Origin of the sequence: Clostridium prolinivorans, assembly GCF_004011155.1 — a bacterium.
GTDB lineage: Bacteria > Bacillota > Clostridia > Clostridiales > Clostridiaceae > Clostridium_AT > Clostridium_AT prolinivorans.
In genome coordinates this window covers 69,281-91,426 of record NZ_RJWG01000004.1, presented here as the reverse complement: position 1 = coordinate 91,426, position 22,146 = coordinate 69,281, and the positions used below count along the sequence as shown (strand labels likewise).

The following is a 22,146-nucleotide window of genomic DNA, read 5'->3' as shown; positions in this document are numbered from 1 at the left end:
TAAAGGAGAAGGAAAATGAATATAAAAAGATTGTTCGTAGAAAAAAAACCTGACTTTAATGTAGAATCTAAAGGCTTGTTTTATGATTTGAAGTATAATTTAGGTATAGAAAATATTGATAATATAAAAATTATAAACAGGTATGATTTTACTGGAATAAAAGAAGAAGATTATGACAAAGTAAGAGATTTAATATTTTCTGAAAAAACTGTAGATAAAATCTATGAAGAAAATCTGCCTGTTTTTGAAGATAGTTATGTTTTTGCTGTTGAATATTTGCCCGGGCAATATGACCAAAGGGCTGATTCTGCCTGCCAATGTATACACATCTTAACTGAAAATGATGATGTAATTGTAAATTATGCAAAGGTAATAGTAGTTCAAGGAAAAATCAATGATGATGATTTTAATAAAATAAAAAATTATTGCATAAATACTGTGGATTCTAGAGAAGCATGCCTTGAAAAGCCTAAAACACTTTTAAAAGAAATGAATCATCCCCAAGATATAGAATATGTAGAAAATTTTATTGATTACAGTGAAGAAGGATTAATAAATTTTTTAAATAAAAACAATTTAGCTATGACTTTAGAAGATTTAAAATTTTGCAGAGATTATTTCAAAAATATAGAAAAAAGGAATCCTACAATAACAGAAATAAAAGTTATAGATACTTATTGGTCAGATCACTGTAGGCATACTACTTTTATGACAAATATAGAAAAAGTAGATATAGAAAAGAGTGAATTTTCAGAGCCAATTGAAGAAGCTTATAAAGATTATTTAAATAGTAGAAATTATGTTTATGAGGATAAGGAAAAAGATATATGTCTTATGGATATTGCAACAATTGGTATGAAAGAACTTAAAAAAAGAGGACTTTTAGAAGATTTAGACGCATCTGAAGAAATAAATGCATGCAGTATAAAAATTGATGTAGATGTAAATGGTAAAATTGAAAAATGGCTTTTAATGTTTAAAAATGAAACACATAATCATCCTACAGAGATAGAACCTTTTGGTGGTGCAGCTACTTGTCTTGGAGGAGCTATAAGAGATCCACTATCAGGAAGAAGCTATGTATATCAAGCTATGCGTGTTACGGGTAGTGGAGATCCAAGAACTAGCATAAAGGATACTCTAAAAGGAAAACTTCCTCAAAGGAAAATAACTTTAGGAGCGGCTCAAGGTTATAGCTCTTATGGGAATCAAATAGGATTAGCAACTGGTCAGGTAGCTGAAATTTACGATGAAGGATTTATAGCTAAAAGAATGGAATTAGGTGCAGTAATCGGAGCTGCTCCAGCTTCTAATGTTGTTCGAGAAACTCCAAAGCCTGGAGATGTAGTTATACTTGTAGGAGGAAGAACAGGAAGAGATGGATGTGGTGGTGCTACTGGTTCTTCTAAAGAACATGATGAAACTTCTATATTAAATTGTGGCGCAGAAGTACAAAAGGGAAATCCTGTTACAGAAAGAAAAATTCAAAGATTATTTAGAAATCCTAAAGTAAGCACAATTATAAAAAGATGTAATGATTTTGGAGCTGGAGGAGTTTCTGTAGCCATAGGAGAGCTTGCTTCAGGTCTTAATATAAATTTAGATTTAGTTCCAAAAAAATATGAAGGATTAGACGGAACAGAACTTGCTATATCAGAATCTCAAGAACGTATGGCAGTAGTTATTGCAAAAGAAAATATCAAAGATTTTATAAATTTTGCAAAGGAAGAAAACTTAGAAGCTTCTGTGGTTGCTGAAGTTACAGAAGAGAAAAGACTTAAGATGACATGGAGAGAAAAGGTAATAGTTGATTTAAGCAGAGAATTTTTAGATACCAATGGAGTAAAGCAGTTTGCCAGTGTAAAAGTTAATGCTCCTTCACTAGAAGATAATTATTTTAAAAATATGCCTGAATTTAAAACTAATGATTTAAAAGAAGCTTGGCTTTGTAATTTAGAACAATTAAATGTATGCTCTCAAAAAGGATTGGTTGAACGATTTGATAGTACAATCGGAGCAGGAACTGTTTTAATGCCTTTTGGAGGGAAATATCAAGCATCTTTAGAGGAAGGTATGGCAGCTAAAATACCAGTTCTTAATGGAGATACAAAAACAGCTTCAATAATGACTTTTGGATATAATCCTAAGATAGGTAAATGGAGTCCATTCCATGGGGCAATATATTCTGTAGTTGAAGCAGTTACAAAAGTTGTAGCTATGGGAGGAGATTATAAAAATATAAGATTATCTCTTCAAGAATATTTTGAAAAATTAGGAAACGATAAAGAAAAATGGGGTAAACCATTTGCAGCTCTTTTAGGTGCACTTAAAGTTCAAAAAGAGTTAGAAATACCAGCTATTGGAGGTAAAGACAGTATGTCTGGAAGCTTTAAAGAATTAAGCGTGCCTCCTACAGTTGTAGCTTTTGCTGTTACTACTACTAATATAGATGATATTATATCTGTTGAGTTTAAAAAAGCAGGAAGTAAGGTAGTTTTAATAAAAGCAGCTAAAGATGAAAGAGAAATTCCTGATTTTAATAAATTAAAGAAAAATTTTAGCAAAATAAATGAACTTGTAAAAAAAGGTAAAATACTTGCAGCTTCATCTATTAAATTAGGTGGAATAGGAGAAGCAATAAGCAAAATGTGTTTTGGCAACAAAATAGGTATGAAATTTATTAAAAAATTTAACAATGAAGATTTATTTAAATCTGATTATGGTTCAGTGATTATAGAAATGAAAGATAGTGAAAATTTAGAAGAATTACTAAATGAAATTGAATATGAAATTTTAGGATATACTACAGAAAATCAATATATAGAAATAAATGATGTAAATATTTCATTAGAAGAAGCTTACTCAAGATATGAAAAGCCTTTAGAAGGAGTATTTCCTACAAAAACAGAAGAAATTAAAGAAAATATTGTAAATATAAAATTTGAAGGGAAATGTACAAAAACACCTTCAGTTCATATTGCAAAACCTAGAATTTTCATACCTATATTTCCAGGCACAAATTGCGAATATGATTCTCAAAGAGCTTTTGAAAAAGCTGGAGGGCAGGTAAACACTTTAGTATTTAAAAATTTAAATAAAAGTGCTATTGAAGATTCCATAGAAGAAATGGTAAAAAATATAAAAAATTCTCAAATAGTTATGATTCCAGGAGGATTTAGTGCAGGAGATGAACCAGAAGGCTCAGGAAAATTTATAGCTGCTGTATTTAGAAATGAAAAAATAAAAGAAGCAATTATGGATCTTTTAAATAATAGAGATGGTCTTATGCTTGGAATATGCAATGGCTTTCAAGCACTTATAAAATTAGGACTGGTTCCTTATGGAGAAATAAGAGACTTAGAAGAAACTTCTCCTACGCTAACTTATAACAGAATAGGAAGACATGTATCCTGTATGGTAAGGACAAAAGTTGTATCTAAACTTTCTCCTTGGTTTAATAATGCTTCATTAGGAGATATATATACTGTACCTGTATCTCATGGAGAAGGAAGATTTGTATGTAGTGAAGAAGAAATGAAAAAACTTATTTCAAATGGTCAAGTAGCTTGCCAATATGTAGATTTTGAAGGTAATGCTACTTATGACATAAGATACAATCCTAATGGTTCATTTTATGCTGTTGAAGCAATTACAAGCCCAGATGGAAGAATTTTAGGCAAAATGGCTCACAGTGAAAGAATTGGATTAGGTGTAGCAAAAAATATAGAAGGCGAAAAAGACCAAAAAATATTTGAAGCAGGAGTTAATTATTTTAGGTAGGAGGAATTAAAATGAAAGTTGCTATTATTTTTGGAAGTAAATCCGATATACAAGTTATGAAAGGAGCTTCAGAAGCTTTAAAAGAATTTAATGTAGAGCATAAAGCATATATACTTTCAGCTCATAGAGTTCCAGAAAAGCTTATGGAAGTTATAAAAGAATTAGAAGAGCAGGAATATGATTGCATAATTGCAGGAGCAGGACTTGCTGCACATCTTCCTGGAGTGATTGCATCACATACAATCCTCCCTGTTATAGGTGTTCCTATAAATGCAGCATTAAATGGATTAGATTCACTTTTTTCAATTGTTCAAATGCCAAAATCTATACCTGTTGCTGCAGTTGCTATAAATAATAGTTATAACGCTGGGATTTTAGCTGTTGAAATGTTATCTTTAAAATATCCAGAACTTAAAGAAAAATTAAAAAATTATAGACAAAATATGAAAGATAAATTTATAAAAGAAAATAATGAAGGAGTGAATTTTTAATGGAAAAACTTGAAATGCTATATGAAGGAAAAGCTAAAAAAATTTACAAAACAGAAGATAGTGATAAGGTAATTATATACTATAAAGATGACGCTACTGCTTTTAATGGAGAGAAAAAAGGAGAAATAGCAGATAAAGGAGTTTTAAATAACACTATTGCTTCTTATATCTTTGAGCTTCTTGAAAGCCGTCAGGTTAAAACTCATTTTATAAAAAAGCTTAATGAAAGAGAACAACTTTGCAAAAAAGTTGAAATAATTCCACTAGAGGTTATTGTAAGAAATGTTGCTGCTGGAAGTATGGCAAAAAGGCTTGGACTTGAGGAAGGATATAAACTTCAAACAACAGTTTTTGAGTTAAGCTATAAAAATGATGAATTAGGAGATCCTTTAATAAATGATTATCATGCAGTTGCAATAGGTGCTGCTACTTTCGATGAATTAAAAACTATATACAGCATGACCGCTGAAATTAATAACATATTAAAAGATTTTTTCATAAAGCAAAATATTAAACTTATAGATTTCAAATTAGAGTTTGGAAAGACAAAGGATGGAGAAATAGTACTAGCAGACGAAATATCTCCAGATACTTGTAGATTTTGGGATGCTACAACTAACGAAAAACTTGATAAGGATAGATTTAGAAGAGATTTAGGAAGTGTAAAAGAAGCTTATGAAGAAATATTAAACAGAATAAGCAAAGGAGTATAAGGTTAAAAACAGGAAGGGGAAACAGCGTGGATATAGGAAATGATAAATTAAAAGAAGAATGTGGAGTTTTTGGAATTTTTACTAATAATTATGATAATGCAGCTTCAATAATTTATTATGGCCTTTATGCTCTTCAGCATAGAGGTCAAGAAAGTGCAGGTATAGCAGTTTCTAATGGCAAAGAAATTAATTATTATAAGGATATGGGACTAGTATCTGAAGTATTTCAAAAAAATGATTTAATTTCTTTAAAAGGGAACATAGGTATTGGACATGTAAGATATTCTACTACAGGATCTAGCGATATAAATAATGCACAGCCTATTTTAGGGAAATATAAATTAGGGAATATTGCAATAGCGCATAATGGTAATTTAGTAAATGCAGATATTATAAGAGAACTTTTAGAAGATGGAGGATGTATATTTCAAACTTCTAGTGATTCCGAAGTAATATTAAATTTAATTGCAAGAGGTGCAAAAAGAGGAATAGAGAGTGCAGTTGTAGATGCTATTTCTGCAATTAAAGGTTCTTATGCAATAGTTATATTAACTGAAGATAAACTTATTGGAGTAAGAGATCCAAATGGAATAAGACCACTTTGTATAGGAAAGTTAGATGAAAATTTTATTTTGTGTTCTGAAAGTTGTGCTTTAGACGCTGTAGGTGCAGAATTTATAAGAGATGTAAGGCCAGGAGAGATAGTTATTATAGATAATAATGGACTAAAATCTATAGATTTCAATGAAAGAGCAAAACATGAGATATGTTCATTTGAATATATTTATTTTGCAAGACCTGATAGTATAATCGATGGGATAAATGTATATGAAGCAAGGTTTAAAGCTGGAGAAGAACTTTTTAAAGAGAGTCCTGTAGATGCAGATATAGTAATAGGCGTTCCAGATTCTGGGATAGCAGCGGCTATGGGATATTCTAAAGCTTCAGGTATACCTTATAGTTTAGGATTTATAAAAAATAAATATGTAGGGAGAACTTTTATAACTCCTTCTCAAGAACTTAGAGAAAAGGCAGTTACAGTAAAACTAAATCCACTTAAAATAAATGTAGAAAATAAAAGAGTAATTCTTATAGATGATTCTATAGTTAGAGGAACTACAAGTAGAAAACTTGTAGAATCTTTGAAAAAAGCAGGAGCATTAGAAGTACATTTTAGGGTAGCTTCTCCAGTAGTAAAATATCCATGCTATTTTGGAATAGATACTCCCTACAGAAAAGAACTTATAGGAGCACAGCTTGATATAGAAAGCATAAAGGAAGAAATAGCGGCAGATAGCTTAGCTTATCTAAGTTTAAAGGGTTTGCTTAAAACTTTAGGATCAGTTAATAAATTTTGCTTAGGGTGTTTTAATGGTATATATCCTGTAGCTGCTCCTATGGAAACAAACAAAAATCATTTAGAAATTAAAAACTTAGATGGTATTTAATAAAAAAATAAAGTGGATAATAATAAATTTAAACTGCCTAGTGCTTTGTGAAAGGAGAAAATTAAATGATAACTTATAAAGATTCTGGAGTTAATATAGAAGAAGGTTATAAATCTGTTAATTTAATTAAAGAACATGCTAAAAAAACATTCATACCAGGAGTTATAAATAATATAGGAAGTTTTGCAGGTATGTTTGAAATAGGAAATTATAAAAATCCAGTTTTAGTATCTGGAACAGATGGAGTAGGTACAAAGCTTGATATAGCTTTTAAAATGAAAAAATATGATACTGTTGGAATAGACTGTGTAGCTATGTGTGTTAATGATATTTTATGCCATGGAGCTAAGCCTCTTTTTTTCTTAGACTATTTAGCTTGTGGGAAGCTTGAAGCAGAGGTAGCAGAAAGTTTAGTTAAGGGAGTATCAAATGGATGTATACAAGCAGGCTGTGCATTAATTGGAGGAGAAACTGCAGAGATGCCTGGATTTTATAGAGATGGTGAATATGATATAGCTGGATTTTCAGTTGGAATAGTAGAAAAAGATAAAATAATAGACGGAGGAAATATTGAAGAAGGAGATATCCTTATAGGTATTAAATCTTCTGGAATACACAGCAATGGTTATTCTTTAGTCAGAAAGCTTATAACAGACTTAAATATGGATTTTAAAGGTAAAACTATTGGAGAAGTTCTTTTAACGCCAACAAAGATATATGTAAAGCCTATATTGAAGCTTTTAGAAAGTTTTGATATAAAAGGAATGGCGCATATAACAGGTGGAGGATTTTATGAAAATATTCCAAGAATGTTTAAAAACAATTTTACTGCTGTAATAAATAAAAATAGTTTCGAAACTCCAGAAATTTTTAAATATATTATGTCTTTAGGAATTGCAGAAGAACATATGTTTAATACATTTAATATGGGAATAGGATTTGTTCTTTGTGTAAGTAAAAAAGATAGTGAAAATATAATAAAAGCTTTAGAAAATTTAGGAGAGAAAGCTTATGAGATAGGTTATGTAGAAGCTGGAGGTGCAGGAGTTTGCTTAAAATAGCAGTTTTAGTTTCAGGTAATGGCACAAACCTTCAAGCAATTATAGATAGCATAGAAAGTGGTTATTTAAATTGCAGTATAGAAATGGTAATAAGTGATAGAGAAGGAATATTTGGTATTGAAAGAGCAAAAATAAAAGGAATAAAAACTTATGTTGTAGATAGAAAAATATATAAAAATACTCTTTCTAGTAAAATTTTGGATTTAACTTTAGGAAAAGTTGATTTAATAGTACTTGCAGGATTTTTATCAATTTTAGATAAAAATTTTATTGAATGTTTTAGAAATAAAATAATAAATATTCATCCTTCACTTATTCCAGCTTTTTGCGGTCCTAAAATGTATGGAATTAAAGTTCATGAAAAGGCTGTTGAATATGGAGTTAAATATTCAGGATGCACTGTACATTTTGTAGATGAAGGAACAGATACAGGAGCTATTATTGCACAAAGAGTAGTTCCTGTTTATCCTGAAGATACTGCAGATATTCTTCAGCAAAGAGTACTTTTAGAAGAGCATAAGCTTTTGCCTGAAGTAATTAAACTTATAGCTGAAAAAAGAATAAAAGTAGATGGAAGAAAAGTTATTATTCTATAAAAATTATAGCCTAAAAAATATTGTATATTTTAATTGGTATAACAATTATTGAAATACTTGATTTATTAATTTACTATGATAAAGTAAATATATAAACGTCAATTTTTATAAACATATGTAATTACATATGTTTATAAAAAATTTAGGAGGTATTTGAAATGTTAAAAAGAGCATTAATAAGTGTTTATGATAAAACAGGTTTGCTTGAACTTGCAAAATTTTTAAAAAGTAAAGATGTAGAAATATTATCAACTGGAGGCACTTTTAAATATTTAAAAGAAAATGGAATAAGTGTTACTGAAGTTTCTGATGTTACTGGTTTTGAAGAAATATTAGATGGAAGAGTAAAAACACTTCATCCTGTTATTCATGGAGGAATATTAGCTATAAGAGATAACAAAGAACATATGGAAACAATAAAAAGAAAAGGTATAGATACTATTGATATGGTAGTAGTAAATTTATATCCATTTTTTCAAAAGGTTGATGAAGATTTATCCTTTGAAGAAAAGATAGAATTTATAGATATAGGCGGACCAACAATGCTTAGAGCTGCAGCTAAAAACTTTAAAGATGTAATTGTATTATCTGATGTTAAAGACTATGAAAATGTGATAAATCAATTGCAAAATAATGGTGAAGTTGATATAAGTACAAGAAAATATCTTGCAGGAAAAGTATTTAATCTTATGTCAGCTTATGATGGAGCTATAAGTAATTTCTTACTTGAAGAAGATTATCCTGAATATTTAACTTTTTCTTATAAAAAGAATATAAATTTAAGATATGGAGAAAATCCTCATCAAAGTGCAGCTTATTATACAGCAGCACATGGTAAAGGTGCCATGAAAAACTTTGTTCAGCTAAATGGAAAAGAACTTTCTTATAATAATATAAAAGATATGGATATAGCATGGAAAGTTGTTAATGAATTTGAAGAAACAGCTTGTTGTGCTCTTAAACATAATACTCCTTGTGGAGTAGCTGTAGGAGAAAATCTTTTAGAAGTTTATAAAAAAGCTTATGATTGTGATCCTATGTCTATTTTTGGAGGAATAGTTGCTTTTAATAAAAAATTAGATAAATATACCGCTGAAGAACTTACAAAGATATTCTTAGAAATAGTAATAGCTCCTGATTTTGAAGAAGAAGCTTTAGAAATTTTAAAGAAGAAGAAAAATTTGAGAGTTATAAAAGGAGAAGTAAGTCCACAAGATAAATTTGAGTTTGTTTCTGTAGATGGCGGAGTACTTATACAAAGCAGAGACAATAAACTTATAGGTGAACTTAATTATGTAACAGAAAAAAAACCTAGCGAAGATGAACTTAAAGATTTATTGTTTGGAATGAAAGTTGTTAAATATGTTAAATCTAATGCTATTGTAGTAGTAAGAGATGGTATGGCTAAAGGAATAGCTGGAGGACAGACAAATAGAATCTGGGCAGCAGTACAAGCTTTAGATAGAGCAAAAGATGGAGTCGTTTTGGCATCAGATGCATTTTTCCCATTTAAAGATGTAGTAGAAGAAGCTGCTAAACATAATATAAAAGCAATTATTCAACCAGGTGGATCTATAAGAGACGAAGAATCTATAGAAGAATGTAACAAGAATGGAATATCTATGGTATTTACAGGTATAAGACATTTTAAACATTAAATACATTGTGTTGGTGGTGAACAAATGAAAGTTTTAGTTATAGGAAATGGCGGTAGAGAGCATGCCATAGCATGGAAACTATCACAAAGCAGTTTAGTAGATAAAATATATTGTGCTCCAGGCAATGGAGGAACAAGTTCTGAACATAAATGTGAAAATGTTAACCTATCAAAAATAGATGAACTTGTATCTTTTGCAAAAGAAAATAATATTGATGTAACTGTAGTTGGTCCAGAAATACCTTTAGTTGATGGAATTGCAGATAAATTTAAAGCTGAAGGATTAAAAATATTCGGACCTTCAAAAAAAGCGGCTGTACTTGAAGGAAGTAAATCATTTGCTAAAGATTTTATGAAAAAATATAAAGTAAAAACAGCAGCTTATGAAGTTTTTGAAGTACCAGAAAAGGCCATAGAATATTTATATAAATGTTCTTATCCAGTAGTAATAAAAGCAGATGGATTAGCAGCAGGTAAGGGCGTATCTATATGTGAAAACTTTGAAGAAGCTAAAAAATGTATAGAAAGTTTTATGATAGGTGATATATTTAAAGGAGCTGGTAAAAAAATAGTAATAGAAGAATATTTAGATGGTGTTGAAGCTTCAATATTAACTATTACTGATGGAAAAACTATAATTCCTCTTTTATCAGCTAAAGATCATAAAACTATTTATGAAGATAATAAAGGGCCTAACACAGGTGGAATGGGAGTAGTTTCTCCTAATCCTTACTGCACAAAAGAGATTTTAGAAGAATTTAAAAAAGATATAATGTTTCCTACTTTAAAAGGTATAATTAGCGAAGAAATGGATTATATAGGAGTTATATTTTTTGGAATTATGATAACTAAAAAAGGAGTTTACAATCTTGAGTATAATGTTAGGATGGGAGATCCTGAAACTCAAGCAGTACTTCCTTTAATGGAAAGTGACTTTATGGATATTATTTTAAAAGCTTTAGATAAAAAACTGGAAGGGAATGAAATTCTCTGGAAAAATAAGCATGCTTGTACTGTTGTAGCTGCATCAGGAGGATATCCTTTAAAATATGAGACTGGTTTTACAATTTATGGATTAGAAAAACTTGAAGATAAAGCTTTTATTGCTGGAGCAGAATATGATGGAAATAAATTTATAACATCAGGAGGAAGAGTTCTTGCAGTTACATCATTAGGAGATAGTTTAGAAGAGGCAAGAGATAAAGCTTATAAGGAAATTAATAAAATCAGTTTTGAAAAAATATATTATAGAAAGGATATAGGTAAGCAGAATAAAACCATCTAAAAAGGGAAAACTATCCTTGTAAGGAAAGGTGGTTAAAGTTTATGAAAAATAAAAAATTTAAACATGAAACTGCTATGGAGCATGCTAAAGAGATGCTTGACAAAGGTATAGGTATGGCTGAAATTTCAAATACTACAGGTCTTGATGAAAGAAATATAAATAAAGCTAAAAGAAAACTTGAAGACAAAGATTGAATTTTAATTAAATAATAATAGGGGCTTTGCATAATAAAATATCTATTTATGCAAAAGCCCTAATTTTATTTACCTAATTTTACATCTACATGGACCTTGTAAATATTTTTAAAATAAAAAGGATTTCATTGGAAAAATAATCTATAAAATATTATAATAAATATAAAAGTTATTAATATAAATTTTTATAAATGGAGGAATTAAAATGAAAGCACTATTTATTGGAGGGACAGGAACTATAAGTTCTGCTGTATCAAAACTTGCAGTTGAAAAAGGATGGGAATTATATTTACTTAATAGAGGAAATAAAAAAGATAGTATACCAAAAGGAGCAAATATTATAACTGCAGATATTAATGATGAAAAAACTGTTGCAGAGCTTATTAAAGGAATGAAATTTGATGTAGTTGCTGACTTTATTGCATTTGTACCATCACATATTGAACGTGATATAAGATTATTTTCTAAAAATACAAAACAATTTATTTTTATTAGTTCAGCATCAGCGTATCAAAAACCACTTTTATATTATAAAATTAACGAAAGTACACCTTTAATTAATCCTTATTGGGATTATTCAAGAAATAAAATAGCATGTGAAGATATTTTAATGAAAGAATATAGAAATAATAATTTTCCTATTACTATAATTCGCCCTAGTCATACTTATAGTAAAGAAAAAATTCCAGTTGCTATTCATGGAGAAAAAGGAAGCTGGCAGGTTATTGATCGTATTAGAAAAGGTAAACCTGTCATAATTCCAGGAGATGGTACTTCTTTATGGACACTGACTTATAATTTAGATTTTGCAAAGGCTTTTGTTGGAATAATGGGGAATAGTGCTGCTATAGGAGAAACTATACACATTACTTCTGATGAAGCTTTAACTTGGAATAAAATTTATGATTGTATAGGAGAAGCTTTTGGTGTTGAGGTAAAAAAAGTGCATATATCTTCAGATTTTATTATTAAATGCAAACCAGATTTTAAGGGACCTCTTTTAGGAGATAAGTCTAATTGTGCAGTATTTGATAATAGTAAGATAAAAAGACTTGTGCCAGATTTTAATGCAACTATAAGATTTGATGAAGGAGTTAAAATTTGTGCTGAATATATATTATCTAATCCTAAACTTCAAATTCTTGATGAAGAATTTGATAAGTTCTGTGATAATATAATTGAAGCTCAAGAAAAAGCAATAGAATTATTCAAAAATATGTAGGTATTAATTTTATGTTTAGTTTTCATATTGAATATTTATAATCTTAATATGGAGTAATAATAATGATAAATGAAATAAAAAAATCTATAAGAGAAGAAATGATAAAATATAGGGACTCATTAAGTATAGATATTAAAGAAAAATGGGATGAAAATATATTCAATAATTTTATTAATAGTAAATTTTATAAATATTCCAATACTATATTTTCTTTTGTAAGTTTTAAAAGTGAAGTAGATACTCACAAAATAATTAAATATGCACTTAATGATGGAAAAACAATTTATGTACCAAAAGTTAAATCAAAACAAAAGGAAATGGAGATTTTTAAAATAGAAGGATTTAATAACTTAAAAAAAGGATATTTTGGTATATTAGAACCAGTTGAAGAATGCAAGATAGCTTGCAGGGATAATATAGATTTAATACTTATGCCTGGAGTAGCTTTTGATAAATATGGAGGAAGAATAGGGTATGGGGCAGGATTTTATGATAGGTTTTTAAGCTCTATGAAAAAAGATATAAATAAAATAGCTTTAGCTTATAAGTTTCAAGTAATAGATAAAGTTCCTGAAGATAAAAATGATGTAAGAGTAGATGGTATTATTACAGAAGAAGATATTATATTAATAAATAAAAATTAAGTTTTAAAATATAAAATAATAAAGTCTGCCACTTTATATTAACTTGTCTGCTATTATAGATTACTATATAATAATCTATAATAGCAGTTTTAAGGTTGGTGAAAATATGGGAAAAGAAATAATAATGGCAGAGAATGCTGGATTTTGTTTTGGAGTAAAAAGAGCAGTTGATACTACTATAAATATTAATAATAAAGATAACAAGTCAAATATTTATACTTTTGGACCTTTAGTTCACAATAAAGATGTAACTAATTTTTTAAAAGAAAAGGGAATAAATGAGGTTGATACTTCTACTTTAGATAAATTAAAAAAAGGAGATACAGTTATAATAAGATCTCATGGAGTATCTCCAAATATTATGAAACTTATAGAAAAAACAGGAGCAAATATTGTAGATGCTACATGTCCTTATGTTTCAGCCATTCACAAAAAAATAAAAAAATACTATGAACTTGGATATCAAATTATAATTGTTGGAGATGAAAATCATCCAGAAGTAATTGGAAGTAATGGATATTGCAATAATTCTGCAATTATAACTAAAGATGGAAGCAACATTAAAAATTTACATAATAAAATATGTATTGTTGCACAAACTACAGAAAAGAAAGCTAATCTAGATAAAGTTCAAGATATAGTTACAAAATTATGTGATAATGCAGTAATTTTTAATACTATCTGCAATGCTACAAAAGAGAGACAAAAAAGTGCAGAAGAAACTGCTAAAATAGTTGACGTAATGATAGTTGTAGGAAGTAAAAGCAGTTCTAACACTACTAAATTATATGAAATATCTAAAAAAAATTGTGAAAATAGTATTTTCGTAGAAAACAGTAGTGAAATACCAGATTGGATATTTAAAAATAACAATATTAAAAAAATAGGCATAACAGCAGGTGCATCTACACCAGATTGGATTATTAATGAAGTTATTGATAAATTACTGTCTTTTGAATAAACTTGGTGTAGTAGTATTGCTTAGGAAAACAGCCGTTTTTTAGGTTGTATTAGCTTACAAGTTTGTTATTTTCAATAATATATTAAATTGCAATAATATAACTTAAATTGCAATAATATAATAAAAACTTGCAAAAATATATTGACAATGATACTGCACCGTGATATATTATTAATCAGTTAAACATTGTTGATATAAAAGCTATGATGAAGAGTTAATTATCAATAAAGTCAATTGCAGAGAGCCGGGAAAGCTGGGAACCGGTATTGGCTTGATAATAAACGATCGCTTCGGAGCTGTATGGCTGAACTTTAGTAGGTCATATCGTTAGGCTGCGTTAAAAAGCCAAGGTTTAAAATTGGATTTTTAATCAAATCCTATGAACCTATTGAGTTAATTATCGCGAGATAATTATAAAATAGAGTGGTAAAGCGTTATTATACGCCTCTATATGTAGTTTTACATATAGAGGCTTTTTTAATATAAATTTTTATAAAAAGGGGGACTTTTAATAAAATTTATAATTAAACAAAATAAATTTACCACTACATATAAATTATTTTCAGCTAAAAACAAGTACTTAAAAAGGGGTGTAAAATATGAATAAAAAAATATCTTTATTATTAGTTTCTTTATTAGGTTTAAGTGCTTTAGCAGGATGTTCTTCATCTAGCGGCAGTGACAAAGATTATATTAAAGTAGGTTTAAATTATGAGCTTTCAGGTAATGTAGCATCTTATGGAACAAGCCTTTCAAATGGAGCAGAGCTTGCTATTGAAGAAATAAATAAAAATGGTGGAGTTCTTGGAAAACAATTAAAAGTAGTTAAAGCAGATAATAAATCAGAAAATGCTGAATCAGCCAATGTTGCTACTAAACTTATAACAAGAGATAAAGTTGTTGCAATACTTGGAGCGGCAACATCTGGAAATACAAAAGCTGCTGTTCCTGCAGCAACTCAAAATAAAGTTCCTTTAATTTCAGGTTCTGCTACTGCAGATGATGTAACAGTAGATAGTAACGGAAAGGTTAGAGAATATATATTTAAAACTTGTTTTAGTGATTCTTTCCAAGGTATTATGATGTCTAATTTTGCTTACAATGACTTAGGATTAAAAAATGCAGCAATATTAACTGATACTGCAAGTGATTATAGTAAAGGTCTTGCTAATAGTTTTAAAGAAAATTATACAAAATTAGGTGGAAAAGTTATAATAGAAGAATCATATAAGGCAAAGGATACAGATTTTAAGAGTGTTTTAACAAGCATAAAAGCTAAAAATCCTGAAGTTTTATATGTACCAGGTTATTATGAAGAAGTTGGGCTTATTATAAGACAGGCAAGAGAACTTGGATTAAATATACCTATTCTCGGCGGTGATGGATATGAATCTCCAAAGCTTACTGAAATAGCTGGTAAAGAAGCTTTAAACAATGTTTACTATACAACTCACTATTCTTCAAAAGATCCAAATGTTGTTAAATTTATAAATGCATATAAAGAAAAATACGGAAAAGAGCCAGATGCTTTTGGTGCATTAGGGTATGATTTAGGATACTTCCTTGCAGATGGATTAAAGAGAGCAGGAGAAGCTGATAGAGAAAAATTAAAAGATGCACTTGCATCTACTAAAAATTTCACTGGTATTACAGGAACTTTTTCAATGGACAAAAATCATAATCCAATAAAATCAGTAACTATAATAGAAATGAAAAATGGAGAAGCAACATTCTTAAAGAAATTAAATCCTTAATATTAAATTAAATATATTTAAAATAAAAAGACAGCCTCTAAAAAGTAGATGGCTGTCTATAATATAATAAATTTATATATAAGTAGAAAGGGGAAAATAAATGGAGCAGTTATTTCAGCAGCTAATTAACGGAATATCACTTGGCAGTATATATGCATTGATTGCTTTAGGTTATACGATGGTATATGGAATTATAAATTTAATAAATTTCGCACATGGCGATATTTATATGATGGGGGCATATGTAGGCTTTGCAATGACTACATTTTTACACTTAGGCTTTTTTCCTTCTTTACTTATATCAATGATTGCTTGTGGTATTTTAGGTGTAATTATTGAAAAGATTGCATATAAACCTGTAAGAAATTCTACAAGAATTGCAGCACTTATTACAGCAATAAGTGTATCTTTATTTTTAGAATATATAATGGTGTACTTTGTTAAACCTGATACAAGAACTTTTCCTAATGTACTGCCAGAGAAAAGTGTAACTTTTTTTAATGGAAAAGTAGTTATGGATTCTAAAAATATATATATAATTATAATTACTATAGTTTTGATGATTTTACTTCAATATGTAGTTAGTAAAACAAAAATAGGTAAATCTATGAGAGCTGTATCAATAGATAAAGAGGCTGCACAGCTTATGGGAATAAATGTTAATAAAACTATATCCTATACTTTTGCAATAGGTTCAGCTTTAGCAGGAGCAGCTGGAGTACTTGTTGGAATATATTATAATTCTATAAACCCACTTATGGGAGTTACTCCAGGAATAAAGGCTTTTGTTGCAGCTGTTATAGGTGGAATAGGGATAATACCAGGAGCAGTAATTGGTGGATTTTTCTTAGGAATGATAGAAACAGTTGTTAGTGCTCTTGGAGGTTCAATGTTTAAAGATGCAGTTGCATTTGCTATACTCATAATTGTTCTACTAATAAGACCTAATGGAATTTTGGGCAAAAAGATCCAGGAAAAAGTATAGGAGGATATGCCATGAAGCTTATCAATAAAAAAAATATAATAAGTTTTATTGTCTTAATAATAGTTTATATTTTAGTACAATTAATGGTAAATTCGGGGGTTATTGACTCATATATATTTTTAAATATTGTACTTATAGGAATTAATATTATATTGGCTGTAAGTTTAAATTTAATTACAGGTTTTACAGGGCAGTTTTCATTGGGGCATGCTGCTTTTATGTCAATTGGTGCTTATACTTCAGCTATTGTTACAGCAAAGTTTGGATATCCATTTATAATAGCCTTATTATGTGCAGGCTGTTTTGCTGCAGTAGCAGGAATTTTTATTGGTATTCCTACTCTTAGGCTTAAAGGAGATTATCTTGCAATAGCAACTCTTGGATTTGGAGAAATTATAAGTATTGTTGGGTTAAATATAGATTATATAGGTGGTGCTACTGGATTTAATGATATTCCACAGTACACAAATTGGACTTGGCTTTTTCTTATGACAACAGCAACAGTTATAATTATAAAAAATTTTACTAAGTCCTATCATGGAAGAGCTTGTATTTCAATTAGAGAAGATGAAATAGCATCAGAGGCAATAGGAGTTAATACAACATATTATAAGGTGCTTGCCTTTGCATTAGGGGCATTTTTTGCAGGCATTGCGGGAGCTTTATATGCTAACTATTTTTATTTTATAAAACCAGATTCTTTTGGATTTATGAAATCCATAGATATTTTAGTTATTGTGGTTTTTGGAGGTATTGGAAGTATAGGAGGATCCATAGCAGGAGCAGTGTTATTATCTCTTATTTCAGTATTCCTTCAACAAATACCTGAACTTAGAATGGTAATTTATGCTATAATTTTATTTGTAATAATGGTTTATAGGCCTCAAGGGCTTTTCGGAAATCAAGGATTTAAATTCTTTAAGAAAAAAGGAGGGAAGGCTTATGTCAATTCTGAAAGTAAATAATCTTTCAAAATCATTTGGTGGTATAAAAGCTGTTACAGATATAAGTTTAACTGTAGAAGATGGACAAATTGTTGGAGTAATTGGTCCTAATGGTGCTGGTAAGACTACTTTTTTTAATCTTTTAACAGGTATATATACTCCCACTTCAGGAGAAATTATTTATGAACTAAATAAAAAAGTTACTTCTAAAAATTTAAAACCATCTAAAATGGCACATTACGGTGTTGCAAGAACCTTTCAAAATATAAGGCTTTTTCAAAATATGTCAGTACTTGACAATGTTCTTCTTGGATTTCATAACAGCTTAAAATATGGAATTATATCATCATTATTCAGACTTCCTTCTTTTTATAAAGAAGAAAAAAAAGTTTATGAAGAAGCCTTAATGCTTCTTGATAAATTTAATTTATCAGATAAAAAAGATGAACTTGCTAAAAATCTTTCTTATGGAGATCAAAGAAGAGTTGAAATTGCAAGAGCATTAGCTTCTAAACCAAAACTTTTACTTTTAGATGAACCAGCTGCAGGTATGAATCCAAATGAAACTAAAGAACTTACAGAAATGATTAAATGGATTAGAGAAACTTTTAATTTAACAATTATTCTTATAGAACACGATATGTCTCTTGTTATGGGGATTTGTGAAAATATATTTGTATTTGATTATGGAAAATTAATTGCAAGAGGAACACCTGAAGAAATACAAAATAATGAAAAAGTAATTAAGGCTTATTTAGGGGATACTAATTTAGATGACAGCGCAAATGATGAAAAAATAGAAATTGCTAAATAAAAATTAAGTTTACTTTGGAATATTATACGGAATATAGGAGAGGAGAAATAATGTTAGAGTTAAATGGTGTTAATTTATTTTATGGAGGTATCCACGCTTTAAAAAATATAAGCCTTAAAGTAGAAGAAGGAGAAATAGTTACTCTTATTGGAGCTAATGGTGCAGGTAAAAGCAGTACATTAAAAGCTATATCAGGAATAGAAAAAATAAAAAGCGGTAAAATAAAATTATATGATAAAGATATTACTGCTTTACAAGCAGAGCAAATTGTAAAACTTGGAGTATCACATGTCCCAGAAGGCAGAAGAATTTTTTCCTCTATGACTGTTATGGAAAATCTTGAGCTTGGAGCTTATACAAGAAAAGATAAAGCTGAAGTAAAGAAAGATTATGATAAAGTTTTTTCTATTTTTCCAAGACTTTTAGAGAGAAAAGAACAATTAGCTGGAACTCTTTCAGGTGGAGAGCAGCAGATGCTTGCAATAGGAAGGGCTCTTATGTCAAAACCAAAGCTTCTTCTTTTAGACGAACCATCTATGGGACTTGCACCTATTATTGTTAAAGAAATTTTTTCAATTATTAAAGATATTAATAAAGAAGGAACAACTATATTACTAGTAGAACAAAATGCATACATGGCACTTCAAGCTGCAGATAGAGCTTATATTATTAGAAATGGAGAAATAGAAATGGAAGGAAAGGCAGAAGACTTAATGCAGAATGAAGAAATAAAAAATGCATATTTAGGAGGATAAAATAAAAAAGCCAAGCATAAAAAGTATTTTTCCATAATTTATGCTTGGCTTTTTTATTTATCAAAATATTTATATATAAAATAGTTTTTATGTATTTTATATGTGTTTTACTTTATATAATTTAAAGGATTTACAGGTGAATCATTTTTTCTGATTTCAAAATGACAATGAGAACCAGTAGAATTTCCTGTATTTCCTACCTCTGCAATATGCTCACCTTTTCCAACAACTTGCCCCTCAGAAACTAAAAGTTTTGAATTATGTGCATAATAAGTTTTAAAACCGTTACCGTGATCTATTATTAAAAGGTTACCATATGAATTTTGTGAGCCACTGAAAATAACTTTTCCATCTGCAAATGCATAAACATTAGTTCCAGTTGAAGCAGCAATATCTATACCTTTATGAAATTTTCCCCAACGTTCACCAAATTTTGAACTAATTGATCCACTTACAGGAAGGGAACCTTTAAATGAGCTATTATTAGTTGAAGAAGAACTTAAGCTTACCGAAGATAATCCTGAACCTCCACGATTTACAGTTTTTTTGCTTACATTAGAAGATGAGCTTTTTTCTAAAGAAGCATTTAAAGCTGGGGATTTTACACTACTAATATCTGGTATTATTATCTTTTGATTTAATTTTAATTTTTCAGGATTTTCTAAATTATTTACTTTTATTATTTTATTTATATCAACTTTATTTAATAAAGCCAAATCCCATAATGTTTCGCCTTCTTTTATTTTGTATAATACTCCGTCTATAGAAGGAATTTCCAAAACTTGTCCATCTTTAAGTGAAGCATTTAAAGACAAACCATTTGATTCACTTATAGTGTTAACTTTTACATTATAAATAGCTGCAATACTATCTAATGTATCTCCAGATTTAACAGTATATGTGTTAATTTTAACTTCAGTGTCTTTTTTTAATTCTTCTGTATTTGAAGTATCTAAAACATCAGATGAAACATTATTATTTACATTTGAATTATTTTCTTTATTTGCGGTATCTTTTTCTTCTGATTTTTTATCAGTTAGTACAACATTATTTACTGAAGTATTTGAAATTTTATTTTTACTGCTTGTTATTGCAGTCGCCGTAACAAGCACAATTACAGCTGCAGAAAGTGCTGTATACTTATATACTCTTTTGTTAAACATAAAAATCCTCCTCTATTATGCTTACGAGGTTAGTTGACGGGTTAGGGCATAGAGTTCCCTTCATTAAGATTCACCCCAAATTTTATCCCCCGTTCTACAAATAAGTAGATTCAGCAAATATAAACATTATATATTATAAATTAATATTTACTTTTATGCAAACAAAAAGTTTTCAATTTTTTATATTTGTAAATTTATACAAATAAAATTTATTACCAAAGCAGATTTAATACAATTAACTATAAAAAATTAAAAAAATTTTTTAAAATATATAAAGTATTAAAAAAACTCTCCGATAAATGAAGTAGAAAACAATTTAATAAAAAAATGAACAAGGAAGTTCATAAAGGATTAAAGGGAGGTAAATAAAATGATAATTAACCACAATATTAATGCAATGAATGCTCACCGTCAGTTGGGAGTTAACAATGCAAATGCTGGAAAGTCAATGGAAAAACTTTCATCAGGTCTTAGAATAAATAGAGCTGGTGATGATGCTGCAGGACTTGCAATCTCAGAAAAAATGAGAGGACAAATTAGAGGTCTTGATCAAGCATCAAGAAATGCTCAAGATGGTATATCACTTATTCAAACAGCAGAAGGTGCATTAAGTGAAACTCACTCAATACTTCAAAGAATGAGGGAACTTGCTGTACAAGCATCAAATGATACAAATGTTTCTGCTGATAGAACTGCTATACAAGATGAGTTAAATCAGTTAACAAAAGAAATAGATAGAATAGCTACAACAACAGAATTCAACACACAAAACCTATTAAATGGTTCATTCTCAAGCAAGGAATTTCAAATAGGTGCTAATGAAAAACAAAAGCTTACACTATCAATCAATAAAATGGATACAGCAAGCTTAGGATTAACATCAAGCATTACAATGTCAAGTGGTTCAACTATTAGTGCTAAACTAGCTGATGGAACTTACAAGGTATCGGGTAATAATGTGTATGATAGCAGTAGTAATGTAGTTGGTAAAGTTAGTGCAAACAAAATATTTACTGGAGGTACATCAGTTTTAGCTGCTGGTAATGATGATGTTCTTGAAACAGGAAGCTATATAACTATCTCTGAAAGCGGAAGTAAGTTTAGTATAAAAGGCGCAGTAGCAGGTAATGCAAAATCAATGTCACCTGGAACTTATGAAATTAAGGCTGGTGGAAATATTTTAAAGGATAATTCAATAGTTGGTAGGGTTTCTGGTGGTAAGTTGTTTATCAATCAAGCAGATGGTTCTAAGTTATCAGTAGCAAATACTAATCTTGGTATATCAACAGCTGCAATTACTTCAGGAAAATCCTTTACAATCAATGGTGTTGATGCTTCAACAAGAGATACTGCAATGGGAAGTATTACATCAATAAATACTGCTATTGAAACTGTTTCAAAGGAAAGAGCTAAACTTGGTGCATACCAAAATAGATTAGAGCACACAATAGCTAACCTTGGAACATCAGCAGAAAATCTAACTGCAGCAGAATCAAGAGTTAGAGATGTTGATATGGCTAAAGAAATGATGCAATTTAGCAAGAACAATATACTTGCTCAAGCTGCACAAGCAATGCTTGCACAAGCTAATCAACAACCACAAGGTGTTTTACAATTATTAAGATAATAATTATAAAAAGGATCAAGGGGGACCTTGGTCCTTTTTTAAAATAAGAATA

At 29.2% G+C, this 22,146-nt stretch carries 19 protein-coding genes, 1 riboswitch and 1 other annotated feature; of the genes, 18 read left to right on the top strand and 1 reads right to left on the bottom strand.

From position 1 onward, the window contains the following. Positions 1–15: 15 nt before the first annotated feature. The 17 genes from EGD97_RS05630 (at position 16) to EGD97_RS05555 (ending at position 19,304) form a co-directional block, all read left to right on the top strand. Positions 16–3,780, top strand: a complete 3,765-nt coding sequence (locus EGD97_RS05630) for a phosphoribosylformylglycinamidine synthase (protein ID WP_127836727.1) — start codon at positions 16–18, stop codon at positions 3,778–3,780. Between the two features lie 11 nt (positions 3,781–3,791). Continuing rightward, on the top strand, positions 3,792–4,271 hold the full coding sequence (gene purE / locus EGD97_RS05625; RefSeq protein ID WP_127836726.1) for a 5-(carboxyamino)imidazole ribonucleotide mutase: 480 nt from the start codon (positions 3,792–3,794) through the stop codon (positions 4,269–4,271). Further along, positions 4,271–4,984, top strand: a complete 714-nt coding sequence (gene purC / locus EGD97_RS05620) for a phosphoribosylaminoimidazolesuccinocarboxamide synthase (protein ID WP_127836725.1) — start codon at positions 4,271–4,273, stop codon at positions 4,982–4,984. Before purE ends, purC begins: the two co-directional genes overlap by 1 nt. Before the next feature lie 26 nt (positions 4,985–5,010). Continuing rightward, a complete protein-coding gene (gene purF / locus EGD97_RS05615) occupies positions 5,011–6,432 on the top strand; it encodes an amidophosphoribosyltransferase (protein WP_323052676.1) in 1,422 nt (473 codons plus the stop codon). Between the two features lie 65 nt (positions 6,433–6,497). Further along, complete coding sequence (purM, locus tag EGD97_RS05610) at positions 6,498–7,493, top strand: phosphoribosylformylglycinamidine cyclo-ligase (protein WP_127836723.1); 996 nt, start codon at positions 6,498–6,500, stop codon at positions 7,491–7,493. Next, positions 7,481–8,089 carry a phosphoribosylglycinamide formyltransferase gene (gene purN, locus EGD97_RS05605; RefSeq protein ID WP_127836722.1) on the top strand — a complete coding sequence of 203 codons (609 nt, stop codon included), beginning with the start codon at positions 7,481–7,483 and terminating at the stop codon, positions 8,087–8,089. The genes purM and purN overlap by 13 nt, the downstream gene beginning before the upstream one ends. A gap of 158 nt (positions 8,090–8,247) precedes the next feature. Beyond that, positions 8,248–9,747 (top strand): bifunctional phosphoribosylaminoimidazolecarboxamide formyltransferase/IMP cyclohydrolase, encoded by a 1,500-nt coding sequence (gene purH, locus EGD97_RS05600; protein WP_127836721.1) that lies wholly within the window; start codon positions 8,248–8,250, stop codon positions 9,745–9,747. Between the two features lie 24 nt (positions 9,748–9,771). Continuing rightward, positions 9,772–11,031: a phosphoribosylamine--glycine ligase gene (gene purD / locus EGD97_RS05595; RefSeq protein ID WP_127836720.1), complete on the top strand. Its 1,260-nt coding sequence runs from the start codon at positions 9,772–9,774 to the stop codon at positions 11,029–11,031. 41 nt (positions 11,032–11,072) lie between these two features. Beyond that, positions 11,073–11,225 carry a hypothetical protein gene (locus EGD97_RS12370; RefSeq protein WP_164850165.1) on the top strand — a complete coding sequence of 51 codons (153 nt, stop codon included), beginning with the start codon at positions 11,073–11,075 and terminating at the stop codon, positions 11,223–11,225. 205 nt (positions 11,226–11,430) lie between these two features. Continuing rightward, on the top strand, positions 11,431–12,447 hold the full coding sequence (locus EGD97_RS05590; RefSeq protein WP_127836719.1) for an SDR family oxidoreductase: 1,017 nt from the start codon (positions 11,431–11,433) through the stop codon (positions 12,445–12,447). 62 nt (positions 12,448–12,509) lie between these two features. Further along, complete coding sequence (locus EGD97_RS05585; protein ID WP_164850164.1) at positions 12,510–13,091, top strand: 5-formyltetrahydrofolate cyclo-ligase; 582 nt, start codon at positions 12,510–12,512, stop codon at positions 13,089–13,091. 106 nt (positions 13,092–13,197) lie between these two features. Further along, entirely contained in the window at positions 13,198–14,052 is an 855-nt protein-coding gene (ispH, locus tag EGD97_RS05580) for a 4-hydroxy-3-methylbut-2-enyl diphosphate reductase (protein WP_127836717.1), read from the top strand. A gap of 194 nt (positions 14,053–14,246) precedes the next feature. Then, positions 14,247–14,504: a binding site (T-box leader), on the top strand. 147 nt (positions 14,505–14,651) lie between these two features. Continuing rightward, positions 14,652–15,806 (top strand): ABC transporter substrate-binding protein, encoded by a 1,155-nt coding sequence (locus EGD97_RS05575; RefSeq protein ID WP_078681222.1) that lies wholly within the window; start codon positions 14,652–14,654, stop codon positions 15,804–15,806. Between the two features lie 100 nt (positions 15,807–15,906). Next, a complete protein-coding gene (locus tag EGD97_RS05570; RefSeq protein WP_078681221.1) occupies positions 15,907–16,791 on the top strand; it encodes a branched-chain amino acid ABC transporter permease in 885 nt (294 codons plus the stop codon). A gap of 11 nt (positions 16,792–16,802) precedes the next feature. Further along, positions 16,803–17,756, top strand: coding sequence for a branched-chain amino acid ABC transporter permease (locus EGD97_RS05565; protein ID WP_127836716.1), 954 nt, complete (start codon positions 16,803–16,805; stop codon positions 17,754–17,756). Continuing rightward, positions 17,734–18,549 (top strand): ABC transporter ATP-binding protein, encoded by an 816-nt coding sequence (locus EGD97_RS05560; protein ID WP_127836715.1) that lies wholly within the window; start codon positions 17,734–17,736, stop codon positions 18,547–18,549. The genes EGD97_RS05565 and EGD97_RS05560 overlap by 23 nt, the downstream gene beginning before the upstream one ends. Before the next feature lie 50 nt (positions 18,550–18,599). Continuing rightward, entirely contained in the window at positions 18,600–19,304 is a 705-nt protein-coding gene (locus EGD97_RS05555) for an ABC transporter ATP-binding protein (RefSeq protein WP_078681218.1), read from the top strand. Between the two features lie 107 nt (positions 19,305–19,411). On the opposite strand, the gene EGD97_RS05550 is transcribed toward EGD97_RS05555, so the two are convergent. After that, positions 19,412–20,467 (bottom strand): M23 family metallopeptidase, encoded by a 1,056-nt coding sequence (locus EGD97_RS05550; protein WP_127836714.1) that lies wholly within the window; start codon positions 20,465–20,467, stop codon positions 19,412–19,414. A gap of 3 nt (positions 20,468–20,470) precedes the next feature. Beyond that, positions 20,471–20,593, bottom strand: a riboswitch (cyclic di-AMP (ydaO/yuaA leader). Between the two features lie 244 nt (positions 20,594–20,837). On the opposite strand from EGD97_RS05550, the gene EGD97_RS05545 reads away from it, so the two are divergent. Next, positions 20,838–22,094 carry a flagellin N-terminal helical domain-containing protein gene (locus EGD97_RS05545; protein ID WP_127836713.1) on the top strand — a complete coding sequence of 419 codons (1,257 nt, stop codon included), beginning with the start codon at positions 20,838–20,840 and terminating at the stop codon, positions 22,092–22,094. The last annotated feature ends 52 nt before the right edge of the window (positions 22,095–22,146 follow it).